A 21022-nucleotide genomic window follows, 5' to 3' on the forward strand; every position below is an offset into this window, starting at 1 on the left:
GGTCGACATATAGCGCCGGTGATACAGCGGGCAGGACAGTGAGACAGATCGCCAGGTGTAAGCCGTTTTTGAGGATAACTAATGAACAGAAAATTTCCGGTTGAGTTTGCCTTTCAGGTGTTTGCGCTAATCACTGCGATTATTGTGGTGCATGGTATGTACACGCTCGTGATTCGGCCGAAGGCTGAGGCCATTCGCGTACAGCAACTCGAACAGTTAGAAGCCGATGAAAACTACGTGCCGGAACGTTCGCCCTATATTTTGATCAAAGACCTCGAGCAGGAGATGTGTTTTATTTTAATGCTCTGGGCGATGGCGATTATGGCTTACAAGGCAGTGATGGCCTCCCGCGAAGGAAAACTGCTTGAGCAAAACCTCATTCCGCTCGCGGAGGGCGTGAGTATCTTGCCCGAGGATACACGCGCGTATTCGCGCACGGTGCAAGAGTTACCGTTACCACAACGCAATTTGCTGTTGCCGAGGGTTTTAAGAAGCGCGCTGCATCGATTTCGAACCACGCGGAATATTCAAGATGTCTCGACCGTGGTACGAGATTTGTGTGAGGGTGAATCAGAACGGCTCGATTCGGAATTGTCACTCGTGCGCTACATTGCCTGGGCCATACCTTCCATTGGTTTTATTGGTACGGTGCGCGGTATCGGTGAGGCACTCGGCCAGGCGCATCAGGCGGTGGAGGGTGACATCACCGGTGTGACCGCCAGCCTCGGTGTTGCATTTAATTCGACGTTTATCGCGTTATTGTTGAGTATTGTGTTGATGTTTTTGCTGCACCAGCTGCAGCTCGTGCTAGAGCGTTTGGTGCTCGATACAGAGTCATACTGCGACGAGCGTCTGGTCAGTCAATTACAGGTGCGTTAATTGTGTCTGTTCTGGCAATCGAACTAAACGACGCGGGCGTTTTGCCAGCCTCGGCAACGCTGGTCGGGGAGAAGGCCGACGGCTGCGCGCGCTACACTGACGCGCTCATTGAAACCGGTCAGGCGGCGCGGGCGGTTGCACGTTTGTTACCGCATGAGGTCGAAAATGCCTACTGGCACCAGCTGTCACTCGAGCCGATGAGCCGACAAACCACTGTTGCGCAGTCGTTTGCGGATCTTGCGCACGCTCAGCTGGTCGATGTGTTTGCGCCGTATAAAGCGACGACTGAGCGTGTGGTGATGGCCATACCCTCGAGTTTTTCAGCGCGCCAATTAGGCTTGCTGCTCGGCATTTGTCAGCGTGCTGACATACCGGTAACCGGTCTTGTCGACGCCTCCGTGGCCGCTGTGTGTCACCCGGTCCCGGGACGTCGCATGTTGCACATCGACGCCACCAACCATTGCGTGCTCATCAATGAATTGCGCGTTGAGCAAGGGCTGCATCGCGGCGATGTGACACGACTCGATAATGTCGGACTACTGGATTTTACGGATCGTTGGGCGACCGTTCTAGGCGATATCTTTGTGAAACAAACCCGTTTCGACCCGCTGCACTCTGCGCAGTCGGAACAATACCTCTATAACCAGATTCCAGCCGCGATCGATGCCTGGCATGCGGGTGACGAAAACACGACGATGGTCAGCGAAGGCAATGAACATATCGCGGAAATTAACACCGCCGATATGGTTGCGTCAGTGGCGGGTCTCTATCAACCGATGGTCAACGCGATCCACGCGCAAACCGATTCCGCATCGGTAACGACGGTGCTCTTGTCGCATCGGGTTGCCAGGCTGCCGGGGTTTGAGGCGTTGGTAGCCGATAATGAGCGCGTACGTGTTGTCACGCTCGATGAATACGCGGTCACCCGTTCTGTGCTGCAGCAGCCCGAGCAGTTTGAGAGCGAGGCCGGTCAGTTCGCGTTGGTGAAAGCCAAGCCGTGGCAGGAAACGCCAAGCGTGGTGCCAGATCGACAGCAGCCGACCGAATCGCGCTCGCGTGATTTGGCCACACACGTTCTTATTGAGAATCAGATATACGCGTTGGGGGACGAGCCATTCGTGATCGGCACGTCACCAGCCAGCAATCAGCGCGCTTACCAGGTAACAGGCGCTGTCAAAGGCGTGTCACGTCAGCATTGCTCGCTCACGCGGCGATCCGGGCAGGTGGTGTTGGACGATATGAGTACGTACGGCACGCACATCAATGGGAAGCCCGCTGCGTCATCGCAACCCTTAGCTGTGGGTGACCGCATTTCACTTGGCAACCCTGGCATAGAGATACGTTTGGTGCGAGAGGCTGACCATGGCTAAAGCTCGTCGCCGTACAACGGTTTTCAGTCTCTCGTTTCTGGACATCATGTCGTGCGGTTTTGGCGCGGTTGTGTTGCTGTTCATGATTATTAATCACGCGACCAAAGAGACGAATGACGAAGTTAACGTCGATATGATCTCAGAGGTCAACCTGATGGAAAAGCGTCTCGAACTGGCGCAACGTAATTTGTTCGAATTGCAGAACACGGTGCAGAAATTTGATGAGCGGCGTGACGAGCTCACCGGGCAGGTGCAGAAAGTCATTCAAGTGCTGGATGAAAAAGAGCAGGAGTTAGCCGAACTCGATGAGCTCACGCTGGCCCAAAAAGAGGCGATTGAGGCACTTAAAGCCGACGTGCAGAGTCTCGACGAGGAGGCCCGTCGGCTCGAAGGCAGTCAGGCTAACCAGGACGAAACGGGCGATAATCTGCGCTCGATCACCGGCGATGGGGATCGACTCTATTTAACCGGCTTGAAACTCGGTGGCGAGCGCGTACTCATATTGGTCGATGCGTCCGCCAGCATGCTCGACGAGACAATCGTAAATGTGATTAGGCGGCGCAACATGGCCGATGAGGACAAGCGACGCTCAGAGAAATGGCGCCGCGCGTTAGGCAGCGTTGATTGGCTCATTTCCAAGCTGCCCAAGGACATCGAATTTCAAATCTACACGTTTAATCAGCGGGCAACCGCTACGTCCGATGGCACCGATGGGCAGTGGTTGTCTACAGCGGATCCGGCGCACGTTGAGACCGCAATGGTTGGGCTGAATCAGGTGGTGCCGTCGAATGGCACGAGTTTGCATCGGGCTTTCGATGTGGTCAGAGCGATGAAGCCGGCCCCCGACAACGTCTATTTGCTGACGGATGGACTGCCGACCATGGGTGAGAATGCCCCGATTCGAAAAACCGCATCGGGCGCCGTACGTCAACGTCATTTCGATCGTGCGGTCAACAATCTGATCCCCGGTATTCCGGTCAACACTATTTTGTTTCCAATGGAAGGCGATCCCCAAGCCGCACCCAGCTATTGGCGCTTGGCTCAAGTGACGGCGGGCTCATTTATTAGCCCGGCACGCGACTGGCCGTAGGCGGGCTAGATTGACGCTCAGTTGATCGATGAGCAAACAGTAAGAGAGCGAACATGAAACAACGGCGCGACATTGAAGGCATTAGCCTGAGTTTTCTCGACACCATTGCGTGTGGTTTCGGTGCGATTATCTTATTACTTGTGATCGTCAAGGTGACAGAACCGATTGTGTTGGAAGAATCAACGATCGACTATGAAGGCAAAGTGCGACAGCTCCAGGCTGAGCTGTTTGAAATTCGTGGCGAAGTTAAGACGGTCACGCGCACCCTGTCAGACAAGAAAAATCAGGTTTCAAAAGAAGAGCTTCGTCTCGCCCGGCTCCAGGGTGATCTGTCTCGAATCGAAGGCGCATTTAATGCATCAACGCAGGATTCTTCGGTCGCCAATATTATCGCGGGTCGACTGGCCAGTGCCCAGCAGACCCTCACCGAAGAGATGCAGCGTCTGCAGGTGACGCAAATCGCCAAAGCGAATAATTCGGATCTCGTGGCCGGTATACCCGTCGACAGTGAGTACGTGATCTTCATCATCGATACATCGGGCAGTATGTACAACTACGCCTGGACGATGGCGGTGCAAAAAATGGAAGAGACGCTCGAAGTGTATCCGGAGGTGAAGGGAATCCAGGTGATGAACGATATGGGTAACTATATGTTTAGCCGCTACGCCGGCGAGTGGATTCCGGACACGCCTGCGCGCCGCAAAGCCATCGTTCAGCGCATGCGAAGCTGGAATGCGTTTAGCAACAGTAGTCCTGTCGAGGGCATCACGAAAGCCATCAATACGTTTTATTCTCCGGATAAAAAAATCAGCCTGTATGTGTTTGGCGATGAGTTTACGGGTGGCTCGATTCAGTCGGTGGTTGATAAGGTCGATGCGATCAACCGTCGCGATTCGTCGGGGCGCCGGCGTGTTCGCATTCACGGCGTGGGTTTTCCTGTGTTGTTTGCACAAGACCCCCGTATTCAGCGCACGGGTGTGCGTTTTGCCGTGCTCATGCGCGCGCTATGTGAGCGCAATGAGGGCACGTTCGTCGGCTTGGAGAGCTTCCGTTAATTCTGGCGCGTAGAGCACCCTCGAAAAGGGTGTCGAGACCGGAGACGAACGCTATACCTACGCGCATGAATGGCGCGTCATTATCCGCGTTTGGCAAGATCCTGCTCGGAACTGAGCTGCCGATACAGCTGCATGAGCTGCGTACCGACCCGACTCAAACTGAATTCGAGATTGGAGCGCGCGGCTTGGTCACTCATTTCTTGGTATGAATCCGAGTTCATTCGGATCGCCGCGACAAGCGTGCGACTCAATTGCTCGGCCGTGTTCGGTTTGAACGTGATACCGGTTTGCTGATGCACCACCTGTTCGGCTGCGCCGCTTTCGGCATTCACAATGGCGGGCACACCACAGTACATGGCCTCGGTAACGACCAGGCCAAAACTCTCTCCGCGCGCTGGAAAGACCAAAAATCGAGACGCGGCATAGAGTTGACGAAGTCGCGTTTGCGGGACATCCACGAACACGTCGATATCCAGATGATGACCGGCGCGTTTGAGCGCATCTTTGAGCTCGCCGCTGCCAACAAAGCAGGCTTTAATGGCTTGGTCCTCGAGCATGTTCAGCGCCGATAGCAGAATATCCGCCCCTTTATGCTCGCTGAATGAGCCAACAAAAATAAAATCATATTCCTTCGTGATTTTGTCGTTCCGATGGAAACGAAGATCGTCGGCCCCCGCGCAGATTACTTGTGCAGTCTTAACGCCAAGCTGACGTTCGATGACGGGTCGCAGGCTCTCGCCCGCAATGATGATGGCATCGTAGCGTTGAGCCGCTTTGGCAAAGCGGCGTTGCGTGCGTACCGAGTGTTGATCGAACTGTCGAATGCTGCCGCCATGAATAGAGAGGATGAGGCGAACGCGCGGATGCAGCAATCGATAAAAGCGCGCGGCATGAAGCAAAGTGGTCACTGAGTGCACATGAACAATGTCATAGCGTCGAAAATACTTTGGGATGAACTTAATGGATGACCAAAGACGATGCCAGAAAGAAAACCGTTTGCCGCGCGAATGTGTACGGACTTTAAACAAGTCAAAAGCTTCATCGTCCGTGGCGTGACGCGTAAAGAAGCGAAACTGATGGCGCACGAAAATGCCGGCGGAAGGCCGATCAGGAGTGGGATAGGTGTCGGTGACCAAAAGTACTTTCATGGAATCGCATGCCGCCAGACAGAATCGCGACGATACCAAATTATTGACCGTTCTGTAGCCACAGTGCATGACTTTATTCGGTTTTTGTTGGGCCTTGCCGCGCGACCACGCCCGAGCGAATCGGCGATATTGATACCACCGTGAAAGTTGTTGCGCGAGTGGGCTTGAGTTACTCTAACCGATCGAAATCGCTGAAAAAATCGGACCGCCGAGGCAGTGGCCGTATATCGCGCTGTCAGACGAGTTGCGGGCCGTCAGAGGGTTGGTTAATGATGTCAATACAAAAGCGAGGTGCCATGGGCTCACGTTTCTTGGCGGTTTTTGCCATCGTGATACTTGCGCAGATGCTAGGAGCGTGCAGCTGCAGTGACAACACTGCTCCGACCGAGCAGGCAGGGCTAAAAGTGTATCGAGTTGCTCTGGACCAGACGCCGCGCGATCTTGACCCAGCGCATTCTTCGACACTGTATCAAAACCATATCGTGCTGAATCTGTACGACACGCTGTACAGCTATGAATACCTTGCGAGGCCTTACAAGCTCAAACCGCGACTGGCGGTAGAATTGCCCGAAGTGTCGGCCGACGGGCTCACCTACACCATCCGTCTGCGCAAGGGCGTACGGTTTATGGATGATCCGGCGTTTGAAGAGGGCAAAGGTCGCGAAGTGACCGCCGCCGACGTGGTGTACTCGCTAAAACGCCACTTTGATCCAGAGACGTTGTCCAGCGGCGACTGGTTTTGGAAGAACCGCATCAAAGGTCTCGATGCCTGGAAAGAAGCGGGTGCCGACTATGCGCAGCCGGTCGAAGGATTACAGGCGCCGGATTCCCATACGCTCGTTATTCGCCTTACCAAACCCTACCCGCAGCTTGTGCACACACTGGCACAAGGCTATGCAGGCGTCGTGCCGCGCGAGGCTGTTGCGCGATACGGGCGAGAACTGGCGACGCACCCAGTGGGCTCCGGCCCGTATAAACTCGAGAAGTTTGATAGCACGCAGGTCGTGCTGGTGCGCAATCCTGGCTATCGTGAAGACCGTGTCGATCTTGCGGCCGAAGGATTTGATCCGGCCCTGCACGGTGGTCTCGGCCTCGAGCGCATCGATGGTCTAGCACTGCCGATCAGTGATCGTGTACACGTCTATTTTATTGCCGAAGACACCGCGCGCGTCACGTCGCTCACCAAGGGTGGAGAGCTGCACACCGCGCGATTGCCGGCCTTGATGTACGAGCAGTTTCTGGCATCGACCGAGCCAGCTGCGCTTAAGTCGCAATACGCTGAGCAGTTTAATATGGTCGCTGGTCTTGAATCCGGCTTCGTTTATATGAATTTTAATCTGGATGATCCAGATTTTGGTGTGACGGACGACCCGGCACAAAGCGCGCGCAATAAAGCACTTCGCTGCGCGATCTTCAAAGGGTTTGACTGGCAGTTGCGCAACAGCGCGTACTATTCCAACCTCGGCGAGATCTTTCCAGGCATCATTACGCCAACGGTACCTGAGTTCGATCCCAATCTACCCCGCGATACGGTGACACGCGATGTGCCGGGCGCTAAAAAACTGCTTACCGAAGCGGGTTGGAATGCCGATAACTTGCCAGAGTTGGTTTATGGTATTCCGTCTTCGGTGCTCCAGACGCAATATTTTGAGCAATTTCGAGGCTTCATGGGCGATATTGGTTATCCACGCGATAAAATTGTGCTCAAACGGTACGCAACCTTTGGCGATATCGCTAAGGCCTGGCGAAATTCAGAGTTGCCGCTGATCTATAAAGGCTGGACACTCGATTATCCCGACGCGGAAAACACGCTTCAGTTGTTTTATGGCCCGAATGCGGCACCGGGTTCAAACGACTCTAATTATCGAAACCCGGCCTATGACCGGCTATTTGAGGAAGCGTCGGTGATGCAGCCCGGTACGAATCGCACTGCGATTTATCGGCGCATGAATCAAATGGTCATCGACGACTGCGTGTCGACGACAGGGTTGTCGCGTACGCAAGTATTGCTCTGGGATAAACGCGTGGCGGCCTACCCCGATCGCGGGTTTGTCGGCGGTTTCTACTTTCCGTACGTCGATGTACCGGCGCAGGAGCGGTAGTTGCTTGAGCCGTTCTGCCGCGTCCATCTATTCTTCGCGGTAACGCCCGACTAGCGCGATGGGTCTGATCCCCTTTATTGTGCGTAAGCTACTGGGCGGCATCCCACTTGTTCTGGGTGTCACCTTCATCAGTTTCTTGCTCATGGTGTACTTCGGCCCCGATCGCACCAATGAAATAGTCGGTAAGAACCCGACAGCGGAGCAAATTGCAGAAGTGCGGGCGCAGCTTGGCTACGACAAACCGTTCTTCGCGCGGTATGTCGACTATCTGACTGAGCTTGTGACGCTTGATTTTGGTTTGTCGGCCTCCAGCGGTCAGCGCGTGTCGACGGTGCTCGCCACGGCCGTGCCCATTACGCTCGCGCTGATGGCACCGGGCTTTGTGCTGGGCAATTTGCTCGGTCTGGGGTTTGCGTTGGTTGCGGCCTATCACCGAGGGCGCTGGCTCGACAAAGCGATCATGGGCGCTTCGGTTGTCGGCATGAGCATCAGCTTTCTGATCGTGGTGATTTTTTTCCAGCTCTTGTTTTGCTCCAGCATGGGGCTCAATTGGTTCCCGTCACGTGGTTGGGAGGTGGACTCGGTGTCGAGCTATTTGTACTACGTGACAGTACCAACGCTGGCGGTGGTGTTTGTTGCGTTGGGCTACAACACGCGCTTTTACCGTGCGGTATTGGTTGAGGAGCTCAATCGTGATCACGTGCGCACGGCCCTAGCCTACGGCACGCCACCTGCCCGATTGCTGTGTCGCAACGTACTTAAAAACGCACTAATCCCGATTATCACCCGCGTGTTGTTTTCCATCCCGCTTGTTCTGATCAGTGGCAGCCTCATCATCGAAACCTATTTTGGTATTCCCGGTGCGGGAAAAATGACCTATGACGCCATTACTCAGGGTGATCAGCCCGTACTCAAAGCAGTGGTTGGGCTTACTGCCGTGCTGTTTGTGTTCACGCTGTTGCTCGCTGATATGTTGTACCGACTTGTCGATCCACGCGTGGAGTTGACATGAACGTGAAGACACACACGCTGTGGTCGAGAGCTCGCTCGAGACTATGGCGCGACACAGCCGGTATGACGGGTCTGGCGGTCGTGCTGCTGTTTGCGGTGATGGCACTGGGCGTGGTGCTGGGCTTATGGGGTACGAACTGGGCCGAAATCGAAGGCAACCGCTTTGCACCAATCTCATCGCAGTTTTGGTTTGGCGCCAATATCAATGGGCAAGATATTTTCGCACGCACCGTTTACAGTACGCGCACCGCGTTTGAAGTGGGATTATCGGTCGCGCTGCTGTCGACGCTACTGGGGGCAGTACTCGGCGCCATATCCGGTTTTTATAGCGGCACGTGGCTGGATGCGATCGCGCTGTGGCTGATGGGCGTGCTGGACGCCATCCCGTTTTATTTGTTTGTGGCGGCGGTTGCTTATGCCCTGCAAGGGCACCCCTACGGTATGCATGTGGCGATGGTGGCCACGTTTTGGACAACAACCGCGCGGTTGGTGCGTGGGGAGGTTATTAAACTTAAGCAGCTCGAGTTCGTTGAGTCGGCGCGTGCCATTGGTGTGAGCGATTTGGTGATTACCTTCCGGCATATTCTCCCGAACACGAATCATATTTTACTCGTACAGGCGACTATCGTGTTTGTCGCGGCGATCAAGTCGGAAGTCATATTGAGTTTTCTCGGGCTTGGTATTCAAGATGGTGTGAGTTGGGGAAGCATGTTGGCCGAAGCCACACTAGAGGTGTCGGCTGGACACTTAAACAATTTTTTGTTTGCGTCACTGTTTATGTTTGTGCTTGTTATGGCCTTTAACCTATTTTCGGATGCGCTTCAGGATGCGCTCGATCCTCGTGTGGTGTGATCTTCGATGACGACGCAACCGGTTATTGAGGTCGAGGATTTGGTGGTCGAGTTGACCACCGACCAGGGGGTCGTGCGTGCGGTCGATGGCGTGAGTTTTTCGCTCCAACATGGCGATACCCTCGGTATTGTCGGTGAATCGGGGTGTGGCAAAACCATGACCTGCCTGGCACTGTTAGGCCTTGTGCCATCGCCGGTTGGCCGTATTGTGCGCGGAGCAATACGCGTCAAGGGTCGCGATATCGTGGGATTGGGTGAGCGCCGTCTGCGGGCAATTCGTGGGCAAGACGTGGCAATGATTTTTCAAGAGCCCATGACGGCGCTCAATCCGGTGTTCAGTGTCCGCAGTCATTTAGTTGACGTGTTACAGCGACAGGGCCTGCGCGGTCGGACCGCCAACGCCCGAGCGCTAACCCTGTTGGATCAGGTCGGCATTGCGGCCGCGGCCAAACGTCTCGACGACTACCCTCATCAACTTTCAGGCGGTATGCGTCAGCGCGTCATGATCGCTATGGCGTTGGCCTGTAAGCCCAGTGTGCTGGTGGCGGACGAGCCGACGACCGCGCTCGACGTCACTACGCAGGCACAGGTGTTAGACCTCATTGACTCACTGCGAGAAGCGCACAATATGAGTGTGGTATTGGTCAGTCATGATTTTGGTGTGATTGCCAAAGTGTGTCGCAATGTGATGGTCATGTACCGCGGTGAAACGCTCGAAGTGGGGCGGACGGCGCAGGTGCTTGCGAAACCCCAGCACATCTACACGCGGGCCCTGCTCAATGCCGTACCACGCATTCGCGCAGACCGCGCAGACCGTCTTCCGGTGGTGTCAGACACGGTGCCCGTCGACACGCTGCTGCCGTCCGGTCGGCCGTTTTTTAACAACGATGACCTGGATAGCGGCGTTGACGATGCTGCGGTCATCGGTGGTGCTTCCCAATGAGCGAGACGCTGTCGGTACGAGGCTTAACCAAGCGCTTTGAAACGGGTGGCCGGTTTTTGCGCCAAGGGCAGATTTTGACGGCCGTCAACAACGTGAGCTTTGACGTTGCCCCCGGCAAAACGTTTGGGCTTGTTGGCGAATCGGGGTGCGGCAAGTCCACGCTCGCGCGGTGTTTAATGCGGCTTACCGAGCCCGACGCCGGATGCGTGATGCTCGGTGAGACAGACATTACCGCGCTGTCGGCAAGTGATCTTTTCGCTGTGCGCCCACGAATGCAGATCGTGTTTCAGGACCCGTATGCCAGCCTCAACCCCCGCCGTACTATCGCTCAGACGCTGCTTGAGCCACTGGCAACGCACCGCATAGGTCCACCCGGAACCCGACTTGATCGGGTGGTTACATTGCTTGAGCAAGTGGGGCTGAATGCGAGCATGCTCAATCGTTATCCACATGAGTTTTCAGGTGGCCAACGTCAGCGCGTGGGCATCGCCCGCGCGCTCACCCTCGACCCTGAGGTCATCGTGGCGGACGAAGCGGTGTCGGCACTCGACGTGTCGGTGCAATCAGAAGTGCTGAATCTGCTGGCCGATATTCAGCGCGCGCGCGGCTTATCGTATGTGTTTATTTCGCACGACCTGGCGGTTGTGCAACACGTGAGCGATCAGATTGGGGTAATGCGCCATGGTGAGCTGGTCGAGTTGGGTGCGGCGGCCGATGTATTCTTGCGTCCGCAGCACGCGTATACCCGCCGTTTGCTGGCGGCCGTGCCCGATATGCCGTCTCTTGCCGTGCGGGACTGACCGAACACGGCGCTCGAAGACGGTGTGTGTTGTGCGTTGCTGCGAGCATCCCAATCACACAGTGGTTCAATGGTAACTGGATTTGCGAATCGCAGTATGCGATTTCCGCTCAAACGAACAGGCAGGAGAGTCAACAATGGCGAAGGTCGCGTTTATCGGATTAGGCGTTATGGGGTACCCCATGGCGGGGCACCTATCGCGGGCAGGCCATGTCGTCACCGTCTATAACCGCACGACCGCTACGGCAGAGCGCTGGATCGCCGAATACGATGGTGATCTGGCCGTCACACCCAAAGATGCCGCGCTCGGCGCAGAAATCGTCATGAGCTGTGTGGGTAATGACGACGATGTCCGCGCGGTCTTGCTTGGCGACAACGGCGCGCTCAGTGGGATGCGTCCCTCGTCGGTTCTGATCGATCACACCACGGCGTCCGCGCATTTGGCCGAATCGCTCTATGTCGATGCACAACGGGTTGGGGTGCGATTTCTCGATGCGCCTGTCTCTGGCGGTGAGGCGGGCGCAGTCAAGGGTCAGCTGACGATCATGGTAGGGGGCGATGTTGATGATTACGCGCAGACGCAGCCTGTGCTCGACGCTTATGCCAAGGCCTGTCAGCACATCGGACCGGTCGGCCATGGGCAAAAAGCGAAAATGGTCAACCAGCTGTGTATCGCTGGATTGGTACAGGGCCTAGCAGAAGGTTTGCACTTTGCCGCATGCAGCGGTTTGGATACCGATAAGGTGATCGCCGCCATCAGCAAAGGCGCTGCTCAATCCTGGCAAATGGACAATCGCGCAACGACAATGATCAACGGTGACTTCGACTTTGGCTTTGCGGTCGACTGGATGAGGAAGGATTTGTCCATTGCGCTGGAGGCCGCCCGTACTCTGGGGCTCGACTTACCGGTGAGTCAGCTGGTCGATACGTTTTATGCCGACGTACAGCGCATGGGTGGTGGTCGATGGGATACCTCGAGTCTTATTGCGCGGTATCAGCGCGATACCTGAACGAATCGAACGGTCAACCGCCGGCGTGTTGCGACGGCGGTCACTCGTTGTGCCGATAATAGCGCTCAACGCGCGGATTCATTACGCGCATCCACAGCGGCGGCACCATCGCCAGCAAGATCATAAGCGGATATCCCGCCGGCAATTGCGGACTGTCGTCGAAGTGGCGCAGCACTTGATAGTGTCGTTGCGGATGGGCGTGATGGTCCGAATGACGTTGAAGTTGAAACGTAATGAGGTTGCTCAACAGATAGTTGCTGTTCCAGGAGTGATGGTGATCGGTACGCTCATAGCGGCCATTCGGCAGTTTTTGGCGCTCCAGGCCGTAGTGCTCTAAATAGTTCACGGTTTCCAGTACACCGATCGACACCAGGGCTTGTGCCATGAAAAACACAAGTCCCGGTAGGCCGAACACGAGCGTGCACGCCACCATGACGATCACGGACAGCGCGTACCATCGCAATAACTCGTTATGGCGACTCAATACTGGCAGGCCGCGGCGTGCTAGCAGCTTGGCTTCTAAGCGCCAGGCCGCGGTGACGTTTCGATACGGGGCGCGCGCGAGAAAATGATAGAGCGTTTGGCCATAGCGTGACGTACTGGCGTCTTCGGGCGTGGCAACATTGACGTGATGGCCGCGCACATGTTCGATCTTGAAGCTAGGGTAGAGCACGAGTGACAGTAGTATGCCGCCTAAACGCTGTTCGAAGGCGCTGCGTCGGTGGATCAACTCGTGTGCGGCGTTGATCATGATACCGGCGTGCACCACGCCAAACGACAGGATCAAGCCGATCTGGCCTAGCAGGCTGAGGTCGCGCCAGTAGATAAATAGTAGAAGCCCGAATGCGAGACTGGCAAAAGCAATGGGGACATTGGCGTAGAGCAGCACTTTGTAAAAGGGTTGGTCGCTTAACATGGCGACTTCGTCATCGTCTGGATTGTGCGGGTCTTTTCCGATGACGAAATCGGCCAGCGGAATGACACCGTACAGCATCACCAGAGGCAGCCAGGCATACAGATCGGCGGACGCCAAAACGGCGAATTCGCTGTGCCGTAAGAGAGACCAGAGGGCGAAAAAGCTCGCCGGCAGCAACGCCGGAACGAGATAAAGCATGAAACCGACTTTTTTAAGCACGATCAGTGGGTGATCTTTGGTAGTCTCTGGGATGTGCAGCACGACGTATGGCCTCTAAATTGTAATATTGTAGAAATGTAAGATTGTAGGACAATATGACGACGAGCGTTGAAAAGCAAACCGGCGCCTTTGAGCGCGCTCCTGGACTCGCCGATCAAGTGGCTGATTACGTTCAGGAACAGATAGTTAGCGGAAATCTAAATCCCGGGGACCGAATCGCAGAGGCGCGCATTACGCGCGAACTCGGTGTCAGCCGCGGGCCTGTGCGCGAGGCCATGCGCGTTCTCTCACGGCGTCATTTAGTGGATTTGCTGCCGCGCAAAGGTGCGCGAGTGAGTGCGTTTGGCGCCGACGACGTCAATTCGCTTTATGATCTGCAGCAGGCGCTGATGCTGTTGCTGGTGCGTAAAATAAGTGGGGCGTGGCGCGCCGATGATCTGACTCGATTCAGCGATCTTCAGGGTGACCTTGCCGAGGCGGCCGATCAAGGTGATGCACTAGGCATGATCAGCGGCTCTTTTCGTTTTCAGCGCGCGGCCTGCGATGTGGTGGGTAACAACTACCTCACGTCTGCTTTTGTTGATCTTCAACCAAGTTTCAGTCGAGCGTATTATCGCGCGCTCACGGTGAGCCGTCAGGAAATGAAAAGCCTGGCCGATTTTACGTTCAAGCTCATCACGCACATTGTGGATGGCAAGCTCGCGGCCTGTGAGCGACTCATCGGTCAGTTTTCAGAGCGACAGCGGCGACTGGTGCTCGATACGTTTGCGGCGCGATGACGACAGCTCGGCGTGGCCCATGCTATACAAGCCCCGATGGTCGGGGTACAGTTCCCAAGCCTGTCGACTTGGGCGAGTCGCTGACCTGGGTTTCTCAATGTAGGCCCTGCGCGAGTCGTTCGAGGGCAGATCGTGACCACCAGACCGCCGGGTAACACTTCATGGCCGACGTTGATTCTTTGAGCCTGCCTCTGCGAGACGCAGCGGGTGCGATAACCGAAAAACACGTGATGGGCTGGCTTGAGGAAAGTCAGGTCTTTAGCAGTTTGTCTGTGGCGGACCTAAAACCGCTGCTGCAAAATCTCCAGATCTTGAATTTCAAACCCATGGATGAGGTGATCGTAAAAGATCACTTCTCGGCGGCGCTCTATATTGTGATCGCCGGTCGTTTCTTAGTTTTACGTCCTGAGAACACCCACGTTCACTCGGCGGCCGATCCGGACGATCTGGCAGAACTCGATACGTTCATCAAAGGCCAATGCTTTGGTGAATACTCGTTAATCGATCGCAAACCGGCCTCTGCATCGGTTGTCGCCGCCGAGCGTTCCCAGGCCATTCAGATACCGCGTCGAGCATTTGAGTCTCTGATGATGTCCGACTACCGCATTGCCAAAACGGTTTATCACAATCTACTTTTGTTGCTGACCGCGCGCTTGCGCCGCGGCCTCAAAGTTTAAATCGCCTCCGCGGTTTTATTAGTTTGAGCGCGTCGTCAAAACGTCAACCGCGCGGCCGCAGGGTGAGCGGTCTTGACGGAGTGTTCTGCCAAAATGCCGATTGGAGTACGGTCAGCTTTCTTCTGTGCTCACCGGTTGTTTCAGCACAGGAATATCGTCTTTGCGGGTGGCGTGCTTATCGCGGGATCCGGTTTGGACCGGTTTGCCCAACGTAGGAATATCGCGACGCGAAGCGCGCGGTGTAACGGTCGTAGATAGAACGGGTATCACGCCGGTCGACGCCAGTGCTTCTTTTTGCTTTGCCAGTGCGTCACGTAAGTCTTGGTTGCGCTGTTGCTGTGATTGAAGCGCTTGTGTAAAGGTCGTTTCGGCATCAGCGAATTGCAAGGACAAGGTCTCTAATCGTGTGCGGGTATCGTCGAGCTCAGTGGTCAATGACGCTTCGTTTGAGCGACGTCGCTCTTCGGCTAAGCGCAGCGCGGTTAATTCCGCGGTCTTAGTAGCCAGTTCATCCTGTAGCTCATTATGCGCTTGACGAATATTGCGATCCGTTTCATCAACGGTTGTCATTAGCTCCTTGAGCTCTTCTACTTCATATTCAAGCTGTTTTTTACTGGTCTCTGAGGCCGCTAAGGCGGTATCCAGATCGAGTTTGTGTTGCTCGATTTGCGCAACGCGCTGATCGGCCGTAACGACGGCTTGAGCTTTGCGCTCGACTTCATCGGCTAAGGTGGACGCCCATTCTTTGGCGCTGTCGGCTTCCGCGCGCCACGCGTCAACATCGCTTTGAAGTTCACGCAACTGAGTGGTTAGCGTCTGGGTGTGCCGCGCTGATGCGTCTTTGAGCGTGCCTAACTCTTCGAGCAGGGTGTCCTTATCCGCACCGAGCGTTAAGAGCTCGTCGTCGCGCGAGGCAAGGTCCAGCGTTGTGGCGCGCAAACTGTTTTCCGCTTCATTTTTGGCGGCGATGAGCACATTTAGTTCGGCTTGTCGTGCGCCATCAAGCTGCGCCTCTTGTTCCCGTAGCGCACGCTCGTGTTCCTGCTGTGTGGCGTCGAGTCGAGATTGGAGCGTGTGTTCGGTTCGTTCAATTTCTTCATGATGCGAGCGCTGCAGTTGGTCGATTTGAGCTGCGTACTCCGCGACTTCCTCCGCAGCGGCCTCACGAGCGTCTTTTAGTGTTAATACTTCTGATTCGAGCGCTTCCTTTTCTTGTGTAGCGGTATTCAGTCGGTCATGCAGGAGCCGTTCCTTGTACGCAAACATGTCGGCCTGTTGATCTCCTGCGCGTTGCAGATCGCCGACCAGTTTTTCAGCATCCCGCACTTCGCGTTTCGTTGCTTCGAGCGTGGTGGTAAGCGTGCTATTTGAGCGATTCGCCGTATCGAGGGCGTGCAGAAGACGCTGACCTTTATTGAGAAGCGATGAGGTAGGTTGATCGTCGGGCGTTGGCGCAACCGGGCTCTCCTCGTCAGCGTTTGACGCGTGGTTAGCGGCGTGCGGCGGGGCATTAAGCATCTCCCGATGCACCAGGGCGCCGTCAATAAGTTCTTCGAATGCCTGTGTAAGTTCGTGCTGTTCGAGTAACTCGGTTTCGAGTCGATCAATTACGCGAGACTGTCGCGTCATTTCATCGAGCCACATTTGCCGATCGGTGTCGGCCTGTTCGAGCAGCTTGTCTTGTTCGACAATGGCGTCGGCATGCGCTGTCAGTTGCGATGTCATGAGCGCTAGCGTCTCGTTTTGTTTCGTCAGCTCGGCGTCGAGGTCAACCTGGGCGGCGGCCGCCGATTCAAGCCCCTGGCGCATTTCACCATATTCGGCTAGCTGGCCGGCTAATGCCTCGCGCTGTTCGGTCAATTCACGGATGGACTGCTCACGTTCGCGAATCGTATCGTGCAGCGAATCAAGTGCTCGATTTTTCGCGGCAATGTCGTCGCGGTAGGTGCTTAGGCTGTTGTCCCAAGCGGCCAGTTTTTGTTCGACCTGTTGGGTTTCCTCACGCTGTTGATCCAGGCGATGATGGAGTGATTCGTTCTGCGTGTGTTCGGTGTCGAGTGCTTCGCTGACCACGTCAAGTTCGCTCTGTTTTGCGGAACTGAGTTTCTGTTCATCAATAATCTGGCGCTTGAGTTGCTCGTTTTCGCTGTTTCTTTCGCCTTGCTGCTGCACTAGATCTGACAGGTCTTCGCGCAATACGCCGATGCTTTCCGACAGGGCTTCATTGTCTGACTGCAGATCGATGGTCTCTTGTTTTTGCTGATCAAGCGCATCGCTCAACGCGCGAGATTGAAAGGTCAGCGCATCATGCGCTTCATTTAGCGCATTTAACGCCTCCGTCTTCTCGTCGAGCGCGAGTTGTGTCGCGGACAGTGAGGTATTCGACTGATCTAACTCGTCTCGCGTCGAGGCCAAATCAGCGCTAAGTGTTTCGGCCGATTTCTTGGTTTCAGCTAGCTGCTCGCCCAGCGTTTCGACATGTTGTGCACGTGCGTCGAGTGAGGATTTGGCTGATTGCAATTCCGCGGAAAGCGCCATTTGCTGTTCGTCCAGCGCATCACGCTCCGAGCTCATCGTGGCGAAGTCGAGTTTCAGGTGGCCCAACGCTTCCTCGAGTGTATCCGCTTCGACCGCGCGCGCCTCGAGCGTTTCTATTTGCGAGCGTGCAGTGGCTAGGTGGTCACTCAATGCGTCATGTTCAGCCCGGCGCTGCGCCAGTTCGCGTTCAAGTGTGGCCACTTGCTCATCGAGCGTGTCCGCATCCGTCGCGCGCTCAAGCGTTTGTTCAAACTCGTTGACCAGCGTGTCAAAACGTCTATGGAGCTCGGCGTGCGCCGCCTTTATCGGCACCAGCTCATCGCGTTGTTTTTCCGCGGCGGATAACGCGTCAAGCAACTCATTATGGCGCGACTGCCACGACGCATTGTCTTGCTCCAATTCGAGATAACACTCGTTCTGGGACTCAAACTGCGCGTGGAGCGCATCGAGGTCAGCGCGCAGCGCATGGCGATCTTGATCCGCCTGTTGTGTCTGCGTGTCGAGCGATGTTCTGACCGTTTCGATGTCTTCATTCAGCGTGCCGATTTGCTCGTCACGTGCGAGTATCGCGTCCGTACTCTGTGCAAGGTCATGTTGCAGTGTATCGATCGTCTCTTGAAGTGATGCGTTGTCGTGTTCGAGCTGCTGAATGTAGACCGACTCCTCGTTTCGTTTGGCTTGCTGATCAATCAGACTGGCGTCGAGCTGCTGTCGCTGCGCGTCCATTTCCTCCAGTTCGCCGCGCAAATCGTTGAGCGTCGAGTCGAGTGTAGACAGGCGTTCATGTGCGTCCGTCAATTCGGTTTCTTGACTTGCTAAACGAAGCTGCATTGCCTGGTTTTGTTCGTCGTGTTGTTCGCGAAGGGACTGCAGCGCGTCGTCCACTGCCTGCTGCGTTGGGGTGTCGCTCGCAGTGAGTGTGTCCAGTGCGGGCGCGGTCGTGTGCGAGTGAGGACTCTCGGTGGTAGACCGGTGGCGCTCCGTATACTGTGGTGCGGACGCTCGTGCGGTGAGCCAACCTAGCGCGAGTGTGGCCAAGAGAATACCCAACAGCCGAAGATTGGTTGGCGTAACGTAGTCGGAGAAGGGCGCGCGTTGAACCGGCACCGCGGCGTTCGGCGACGAACCCAAAGTACGGTCGAGTTTTAGCGCGAAGGTGGTGTCTTGGCTGGGCGGCGGGTCGGAATCCGTGGTCGTGACCCTAGGCGTATCACCGGGAGTCGGGGTCGCAACGAGGCCTGTGTAGAGCAGGCCAAAGAGCGCGATGCAAAGGCCGAATACGACCAGTTTTTTCATAGCTCCCCGCACGTTAGTAGCGGACGCGAGTGACGCGACCAAGCGTTGTACTCGTGTTTGTTGTCGCGATGGATTATGACATTGCCTAGGGGATATGACTAATCGGCAACATACTGGATAAACATACAGTCATTCGCTATAGTTTTGCGATGTCCGACGTTCTTGACACCGCATGTGACGCCGTCAAAGAGGCGCTTGAAACCGCTGCGCCGCCCGATGCAACCGGTATCAATGGCGCCATGTCCTTGAATCCGCAGCAGACCAAAGCCGTCCGGTATGGCGTGCCTCAATCGACGGTCGATTCTCCATCAGGCGTCGACACGAGCGATACTCCCGGCGGACCATTGCTGATAATGGCCGGTGCCGGCACCGGCAAAACCACCACAATCGCCCATCGCGTTGCCTGGCTGCTGGCGAATAATGTGTCGCCGGCGAGCATTCTGTTGATGACATTCAGCCGTCGCGCGGCGCGCGAAATGACGCAGCGTGCTGTGCATGTGCTCAATCATCGAGGCGGGCACACCCGCTTTCCGTGGGCCGGCACCTTTCATGGCATTGCGCACAAGCTATTGCGCCAATACGCTCGACATATTTCGCTGGCGCCCGAGTTCTCTATTCTCGATCGGAGTGACGCCGCCGATTTAATGGATGTGTGCCGACAGGAACTGAACTTGTCGTCGTTGGATAAACGCTTTCCGCGTAAGTCGGCGTGCCTTGAAATTTACTCCTTGTGCACCAATCGCCAACAGTCGTTGGAGGACATCCTCACTGAGGAGTATCCCTGGTGCCGTGATTGGGAAGATGAGCTCGGCCGGTTGTTTAAGCGCTACGTGTCGCTCAAGCAACACACCGCGTCACTCGATTACGACGATCTGTTGCTTTATTGGTACTACATGATGCAGGAACCTTGGCTGGCCAAAGAGATCGGCGAGCTATTTTCTCATGTGCTGGTGGATGAGTATCAGGACACCAATCTACTGCAGGCCTCGATACTCAAAGCGCTCAAACCAAGCGGCGCGGGCGTGACGGTAGTGGGAGATGATGCACAATCGATCTATCGGTTCCGCGCGGCAGATGTCAATAACATACGAGAGTTTGCTGCACAGTACGACCAGCCGGCTGCCGTGATCGATCTCGAGCAAAATTATCGCTCTCACCAACGTATTCTGGATTTCGCCAACACACTCATGCATGGCGACGCCCAGTCGCATCGCAAGCGGCTGCGTTCGGCACGTGAAGAGGGGGAGCAACCATTCTATGTGACCGTCGAGGATGACGCTTGTCAGGCTCGATATATCGCCGAACAGATACTCAGGCAGCGCGAGGATGGGATTGCGCTCAAGCAACAGGCCGTTTTGTTTCGAAACAGTCACCACAGCGATCGGCTTGAAGTGGAGTTAGCGCGGCGAAATATTCCGTTCGTCAAATACGGTGGGCTGAAGTTTCTCGAGGCTTCGCATGTCAAAGACCTGCTGTGCTTATTGCGATGGGGCGTAAATCCTAAGGACCAGCTGGCCGGTTTTCGGAGTATGCAGTTATTGAGCGGAATCGGTCCGAAGCTTGCTCAGAAAGCCTGGGACTACTTCACACTTCACGCCTGTCGATTCGATGCGTTGGCGCGTTTCAATGTGCCTGAAAGCGCGAAGTCCGCGTGGCGCGAACTCACAAGCGAACTCGGGCGCTGTGCGTCCGAGGGACTTGATGTGGTCTTGCCGGCGTTGGCGCACTGGTATCAACCTCAGTTGGACCGGCTTTACGATGACGCCGGCGTACGCTGGCAGGATGTTAACCAATTGATGAGCTTGGCTTCCCAAGCGACGGATGCGGAGCATTTCTTAGCGGATCTGACCCTCGATCCGCCCAGCAAAAGCGGCGATTTGGCCGGGGCACCGCTCAAAGACGAAGACTATTTGATTTTGTCTACCGTTCACTCGGCGAAAGGGCAAGAATGGCACAGCGTGTTTGTTCTGAATGTGGTGGATGGCAGCTTTCCATCCGAATTTGCCACAGGCAAGGACGAACTGATCGAAGAAGAACGGCGGCTGTTGTATGTCGCCGCGACGCGCGCCAAAGATCGGCTCCATCTACTGGTGCCACTTCGGTTTTACGTGCCGCAGCAGCCTCGTCACGGCGATAATCATGTTTACGGTGCGCAAAGTCGCTTCATGACCCACGCGCTCCTTACGCATTGTCAGCGAACGTTTTACGGCCAGCAGCAGGCGACGAGTGAACTGGGCAAAGCGATCGCGCATCTGGATTTGCCGTCGCGGATTAGCGATTTGTGGTAGACGCTGCGACAACACCCAATGAACTGTAAGCATGAGCGTGGGCCGGCACCG

The 21022-nt window shown here is 55.7% G+C and carries 16 protein-coding genes; 13 read left to right on the forward strand and 3 right to left on the reverse strand.

Annotation, left to right across the window (positions count from 1 at the left end; translation table 11 throughout):
* Positions 1-81: 81 nt before the first annotated feature.
* From AAF465_06140 to AAF465_06155, 4 genes are read left to right on the forward strand one after another with little or no spacing between them, the layout of a single operon-like run.
* The gene (locus tag AAF465_06140) at positions 82-879 is read left to right on the forward strand and encodes a MotA/TolQ/ExbB proton channel family protein (GenBank protein ID MEM7082294.1); all 798 of its coding nucleotides are present in this window, start codon (positions 82-84) and stop codon (positions 877-879) included.
* A 2-nt stretch (positions 880-881) separates the two neighbouring features.
* Complete coding sequence (locus tag AAF465_06145) at positions 882-2249, forward strand: FHA domain-containing protein (GenBank protein MEM7082295.1); 1368 nt, start codon at positions 882-884, stop codon at positions 2247-2249.
* Entirely contained in the window at positions 2242-3339 is a 1098-nt protein-coding gene (locus AAF465_06150) for a VWA domain-containing protein (protein MEM7082296.1), read from the forward strand. The genes AAF465_06145 and AAF465_06150 overlap by 8 nt, the downstream gene beginning before the upstream one ends.
* Positions 3340-3392: 53 nt before the next feature.
* Positions 3393-4394: a VWA domain-containing protein gene (locus tag AAF465_06155; protein MEM7082297.1), complete on the forward strand. Its 1002-nt coding sequence runs from the start codon at positions 3393-3395 to the stop codon at positions 4392-4394.
* An 80-nt stretch (positions 4395-4474) separates the two neighbouring features.
* Here AAF465_06155 and AAF465_06160 read toward each other — a convergent pair whose 3' ends face one another.
* Positions 4475-5542, reverse strand: coding sequence for a glycosyltransferase family 4 protein (locus AAF465_06160; protein MEM7082298.1), 1068 nt, complete (start codon positions 5540-5542; stop codon positions 4475-4477).
* Positions 5543-5811: 269 nt separating this feature from the next.
* On the opposite strand from AAF465_06160, the gene AAF465_06165 reads away from it, so the two are divergent.
* From AAF465_06165 to AAF465_06190, 6 genes are all read left to right on the forward strand, one after another.
* Entirely contained in the window at positions 5812-7644 is a 1833-nt protein-coding gene (locus tag AAF465_06165; protein ID MEM7082299.1) for an ABC transporter substrate-binding protein, read from the forward strand.
* 58 nt (positions 7645-7702) lie between these two features.
* A complete protein-coding gene (locus AAF465_06170) occupies positions 7703-8656 on the forward strand; it encodes an ABC transporter permease (GenBank protein ID MEM7082300.1) in 954 nt (317 codons plus the stop codon).
* Complete coding sequence (locus AAF465_06175; GenBank protein MEM7082301.1) at positions 8653-9507, forward strand: ABC transporter permease; 855 nt, start codon at positions 8653-8655, stop codon at positions 9505-9507. Before AAF465_06170 ends, AAF465_06175 begins: the two co-directional genes overlap by 4 nt.
* A gap of 6 nt (positions 9508-9513) precedes the next feature.
* Positions 9514-10449: an ABC transporter ATP-binding protein gene (locus tag AAF465_06180; GenBank protein ID MEM7082302.1), complete on the forward strand. Its 936-nt coding sequence runs from the start codon at positions 9514-9516 to the stop codon at positions 10447-10449.
* The gene (locus AAF465_06185) at positions 10446-11249 is read left to right on the forward strand and encodes an ATP-binding cassette domain-containing protein (GenBank protein ID MEM7082303.1); all 804 of its coding nucleotides are present in this window, start codon (positions 10446-10448) and stop codon (positions 11247-11249) included. Before AAF465_06180 ends, AAF465_06185 begins: the two co-directional genes overlap by 4 nt.
* A gap of 136 nt (positions 11250-11385) precedes the next feature.
* A complete protein-coding gene (locus tag AAF465_06190; protein MEM7082304.1) occupies positions 11386-12258 on the forward strand; it encodes an NAD(P)-dependent oxidoreductase in 873 nt (290 codons plus the stop codon).
* Positions 12259-12298: 40 nt separating this feature from the next.
* On the opposite strand, the gene AAF465_06195 is transcribed toward AAF465_06190, so the two are convergent.
* On the reverse strand, positions 12299-13372 hold the full coding sequence (locus AAF465_06195) for an alkane 1-monooxygenase (GenBank protein ID MEM7082305.1): 1074 nt from the start codon (positions 13370-13372) through the stop codon (positions 12299-12301).
* 116 nt (positions 13373-13488) lie between these two features.
* Between AAF465_06195 and AAF465_06200 the strand changes: the two genes are divergently transcribed.
* Together AAF465_06200 and AAF465_06205 are read left to right on the forward strand one after the other, a co-directional pair.
* Positions 13489-14172, forward strand: a complete 684-nt coding sequence (locus AAF465_06200) for a GntR family transcriptional regulator (GenBank protein MEM7082306.1) — start codon at positions 13489-13491, stop codon at positions 14170-14172.
* A 161-nt stretch (positions 14173-14333) separates the two neighbouring features.
* A complete protein-coding gene (locus AAF465_06205; GenBank protein MEM7082307.1) occupies positions 14334-14849 on the forward strand; it encodes a cyclic nucleotide-binding domain-containing protein in 516 nt (171 codons plus the stop codon).
* Positions 14850-14960: 111 nt separating this feature from the next.
* Here the strand turns inward: AAF465_06205 and AAF465_06210 are convergent, their stop codons facing one another.
* Positions 14961-18683: a hypothetical protein gene (locus AAF465_06210; GenBank protein MEM7082308.1), complete on the reverse strand. Its 3723-nt coding sequence runs from the start codon at positions 18681-18683 to the stop codon at positions 14961-14963.
* Between the two features lie 149 nt (positions 18684-18832).
* On the opposite strand from AAF465_06210, the gene AAF465_06215 reads away from it, so the two are divergent.
* A complete protein-coding gene (locus AAF465_06215; GenBank protein ID MEM7082309.1) occupies positions 18833-20971 on the forward strand; it encodes an ATP-dependent helicase in 2139 nt (712 codons plus the stop codon).
* Positions 20972-21022 lie beyond the last annotated feature (51 nt).

Source organism: Pseudomonadota bacterium (genome assembly GCA_039028935.1).
GTDB lineage: Bacteria > Pseudomonadota > Gammaproteobacteria > Steroidobacterales > SZUA-146 > SZUA-146.

What these genes read in the sequence shown, in the direction of transcription:
- AAF465_06205 (MEM7082307.1), top strand. Translation starts at nt 14,334, where the DNA reads ATGGCCGACGTTGATTCTTTGAGCCTGCCTCTGCGAGACGCAGCGGGT.
- AAF465_06180 (MEM7082302.1), top strand. Translation starts at nt 9,514, where the DNA reads ATGACGACGCAACCGGTTATTGAGGTCGAGGATTTGGTGGTCGAGTTG.
- AAF465_06175 (MEM7082301.1), top strand. Translation starts at nt 8,653, where the DNA reads ATGAACGTGAAGACACACACGCTGTGGTCGAGAGCTCGCTCGAGACTA.
- AAF465_06185 (MEM7082303.1), top strand. Translation starts at nt 10,446, where the DNA reads ATGAGCGAGACGCTGTCGGTACGAGGCTTAACCAAGCGCTTTGAAACG.
- AAF465_06150 (MEM7082296.1), top strand. Translation starts at nt 2,242, where the DNA reads ATGGCTAAAGCTCGTCGCCGTACAACGGTTTTCAGTCTCTCGTTTCTG.
- AAF465_06140 (MEM7082294.1), top strand. Translation starts at nt 82, where the DNA reads ATGAACAGAAAATTTCCGGTTGAGTTTGCCTTTCAGGTGTTTGCGCTA.
- AAF465_06210 (MEM7082308.1), bottom strand. Translation starts at nt 18,683, where the DNA reads ATGAAAAAACTGGTCGTATTCGGCCTTTGCATCGCGCTCTTTGGCCTG.
- AAF465_06165 (MEM7082299.1), top strand. Translation starts at nt 5,812, where the DNA reads ATGATGTCAATACAAAAGCGAGGTGCCATGGGCTCACGTTTCTTGGCG.
- AAF465_06200 (MEM7082306.1), top strand. Translation starts at nt 13,489, where the DNA reads ATGACGACGAGCGTTGAAAAGCAAACCGGCGCCTTTGAGCGCGCTCCT.
- AAF465_06170 (MEM7082300.1), top strand. Translation starts at nt 7,703, where the DNA reads ATGGGTCTGATCCCCTTTATTGTGCGTAAGCTACTGGGCGGCATCCCA.
- AAF465_06190 (MEM7082304.1), top strand. Translation starts at nt 11,386, where the DNA reads ATGGCGAAGGTCGCGTTTATCGGATTAGGCGTTATGGGGTACCCCATG.
- AAF465_06155 (MEM7082297.1), top strand. Translation starts at nt 3,393, where the DNA reads ATGAAACAACGGCGCGACATTGAAGGCATTAGCCTGAGTTTTCTCGAC.
- AAF465_06160 (MEM7082298.1), bottom strand. Translation starts at nt 5,542, where the DNA reads ATGAAAGTACTTTTGGTCACCGACACCTATCCCACTCCTGATCGGCCT.
- AAF465_06195 (MEM7082305.1), bottom strand. Translation starts at nt 13,372, where the DNA reads ATGCTTTATCTCGTTCCGGCGTTGCTGCCGGCGAGCTTTTTCGCCCTC.
- AAF465_06215 (MEM7082309.1), top strand. Translation starts at nt 18,833, where the DNA reads ATGTCCGACGTTCTTGACACCGCATGTGACGCCGTCAAAGAGGCGCTT.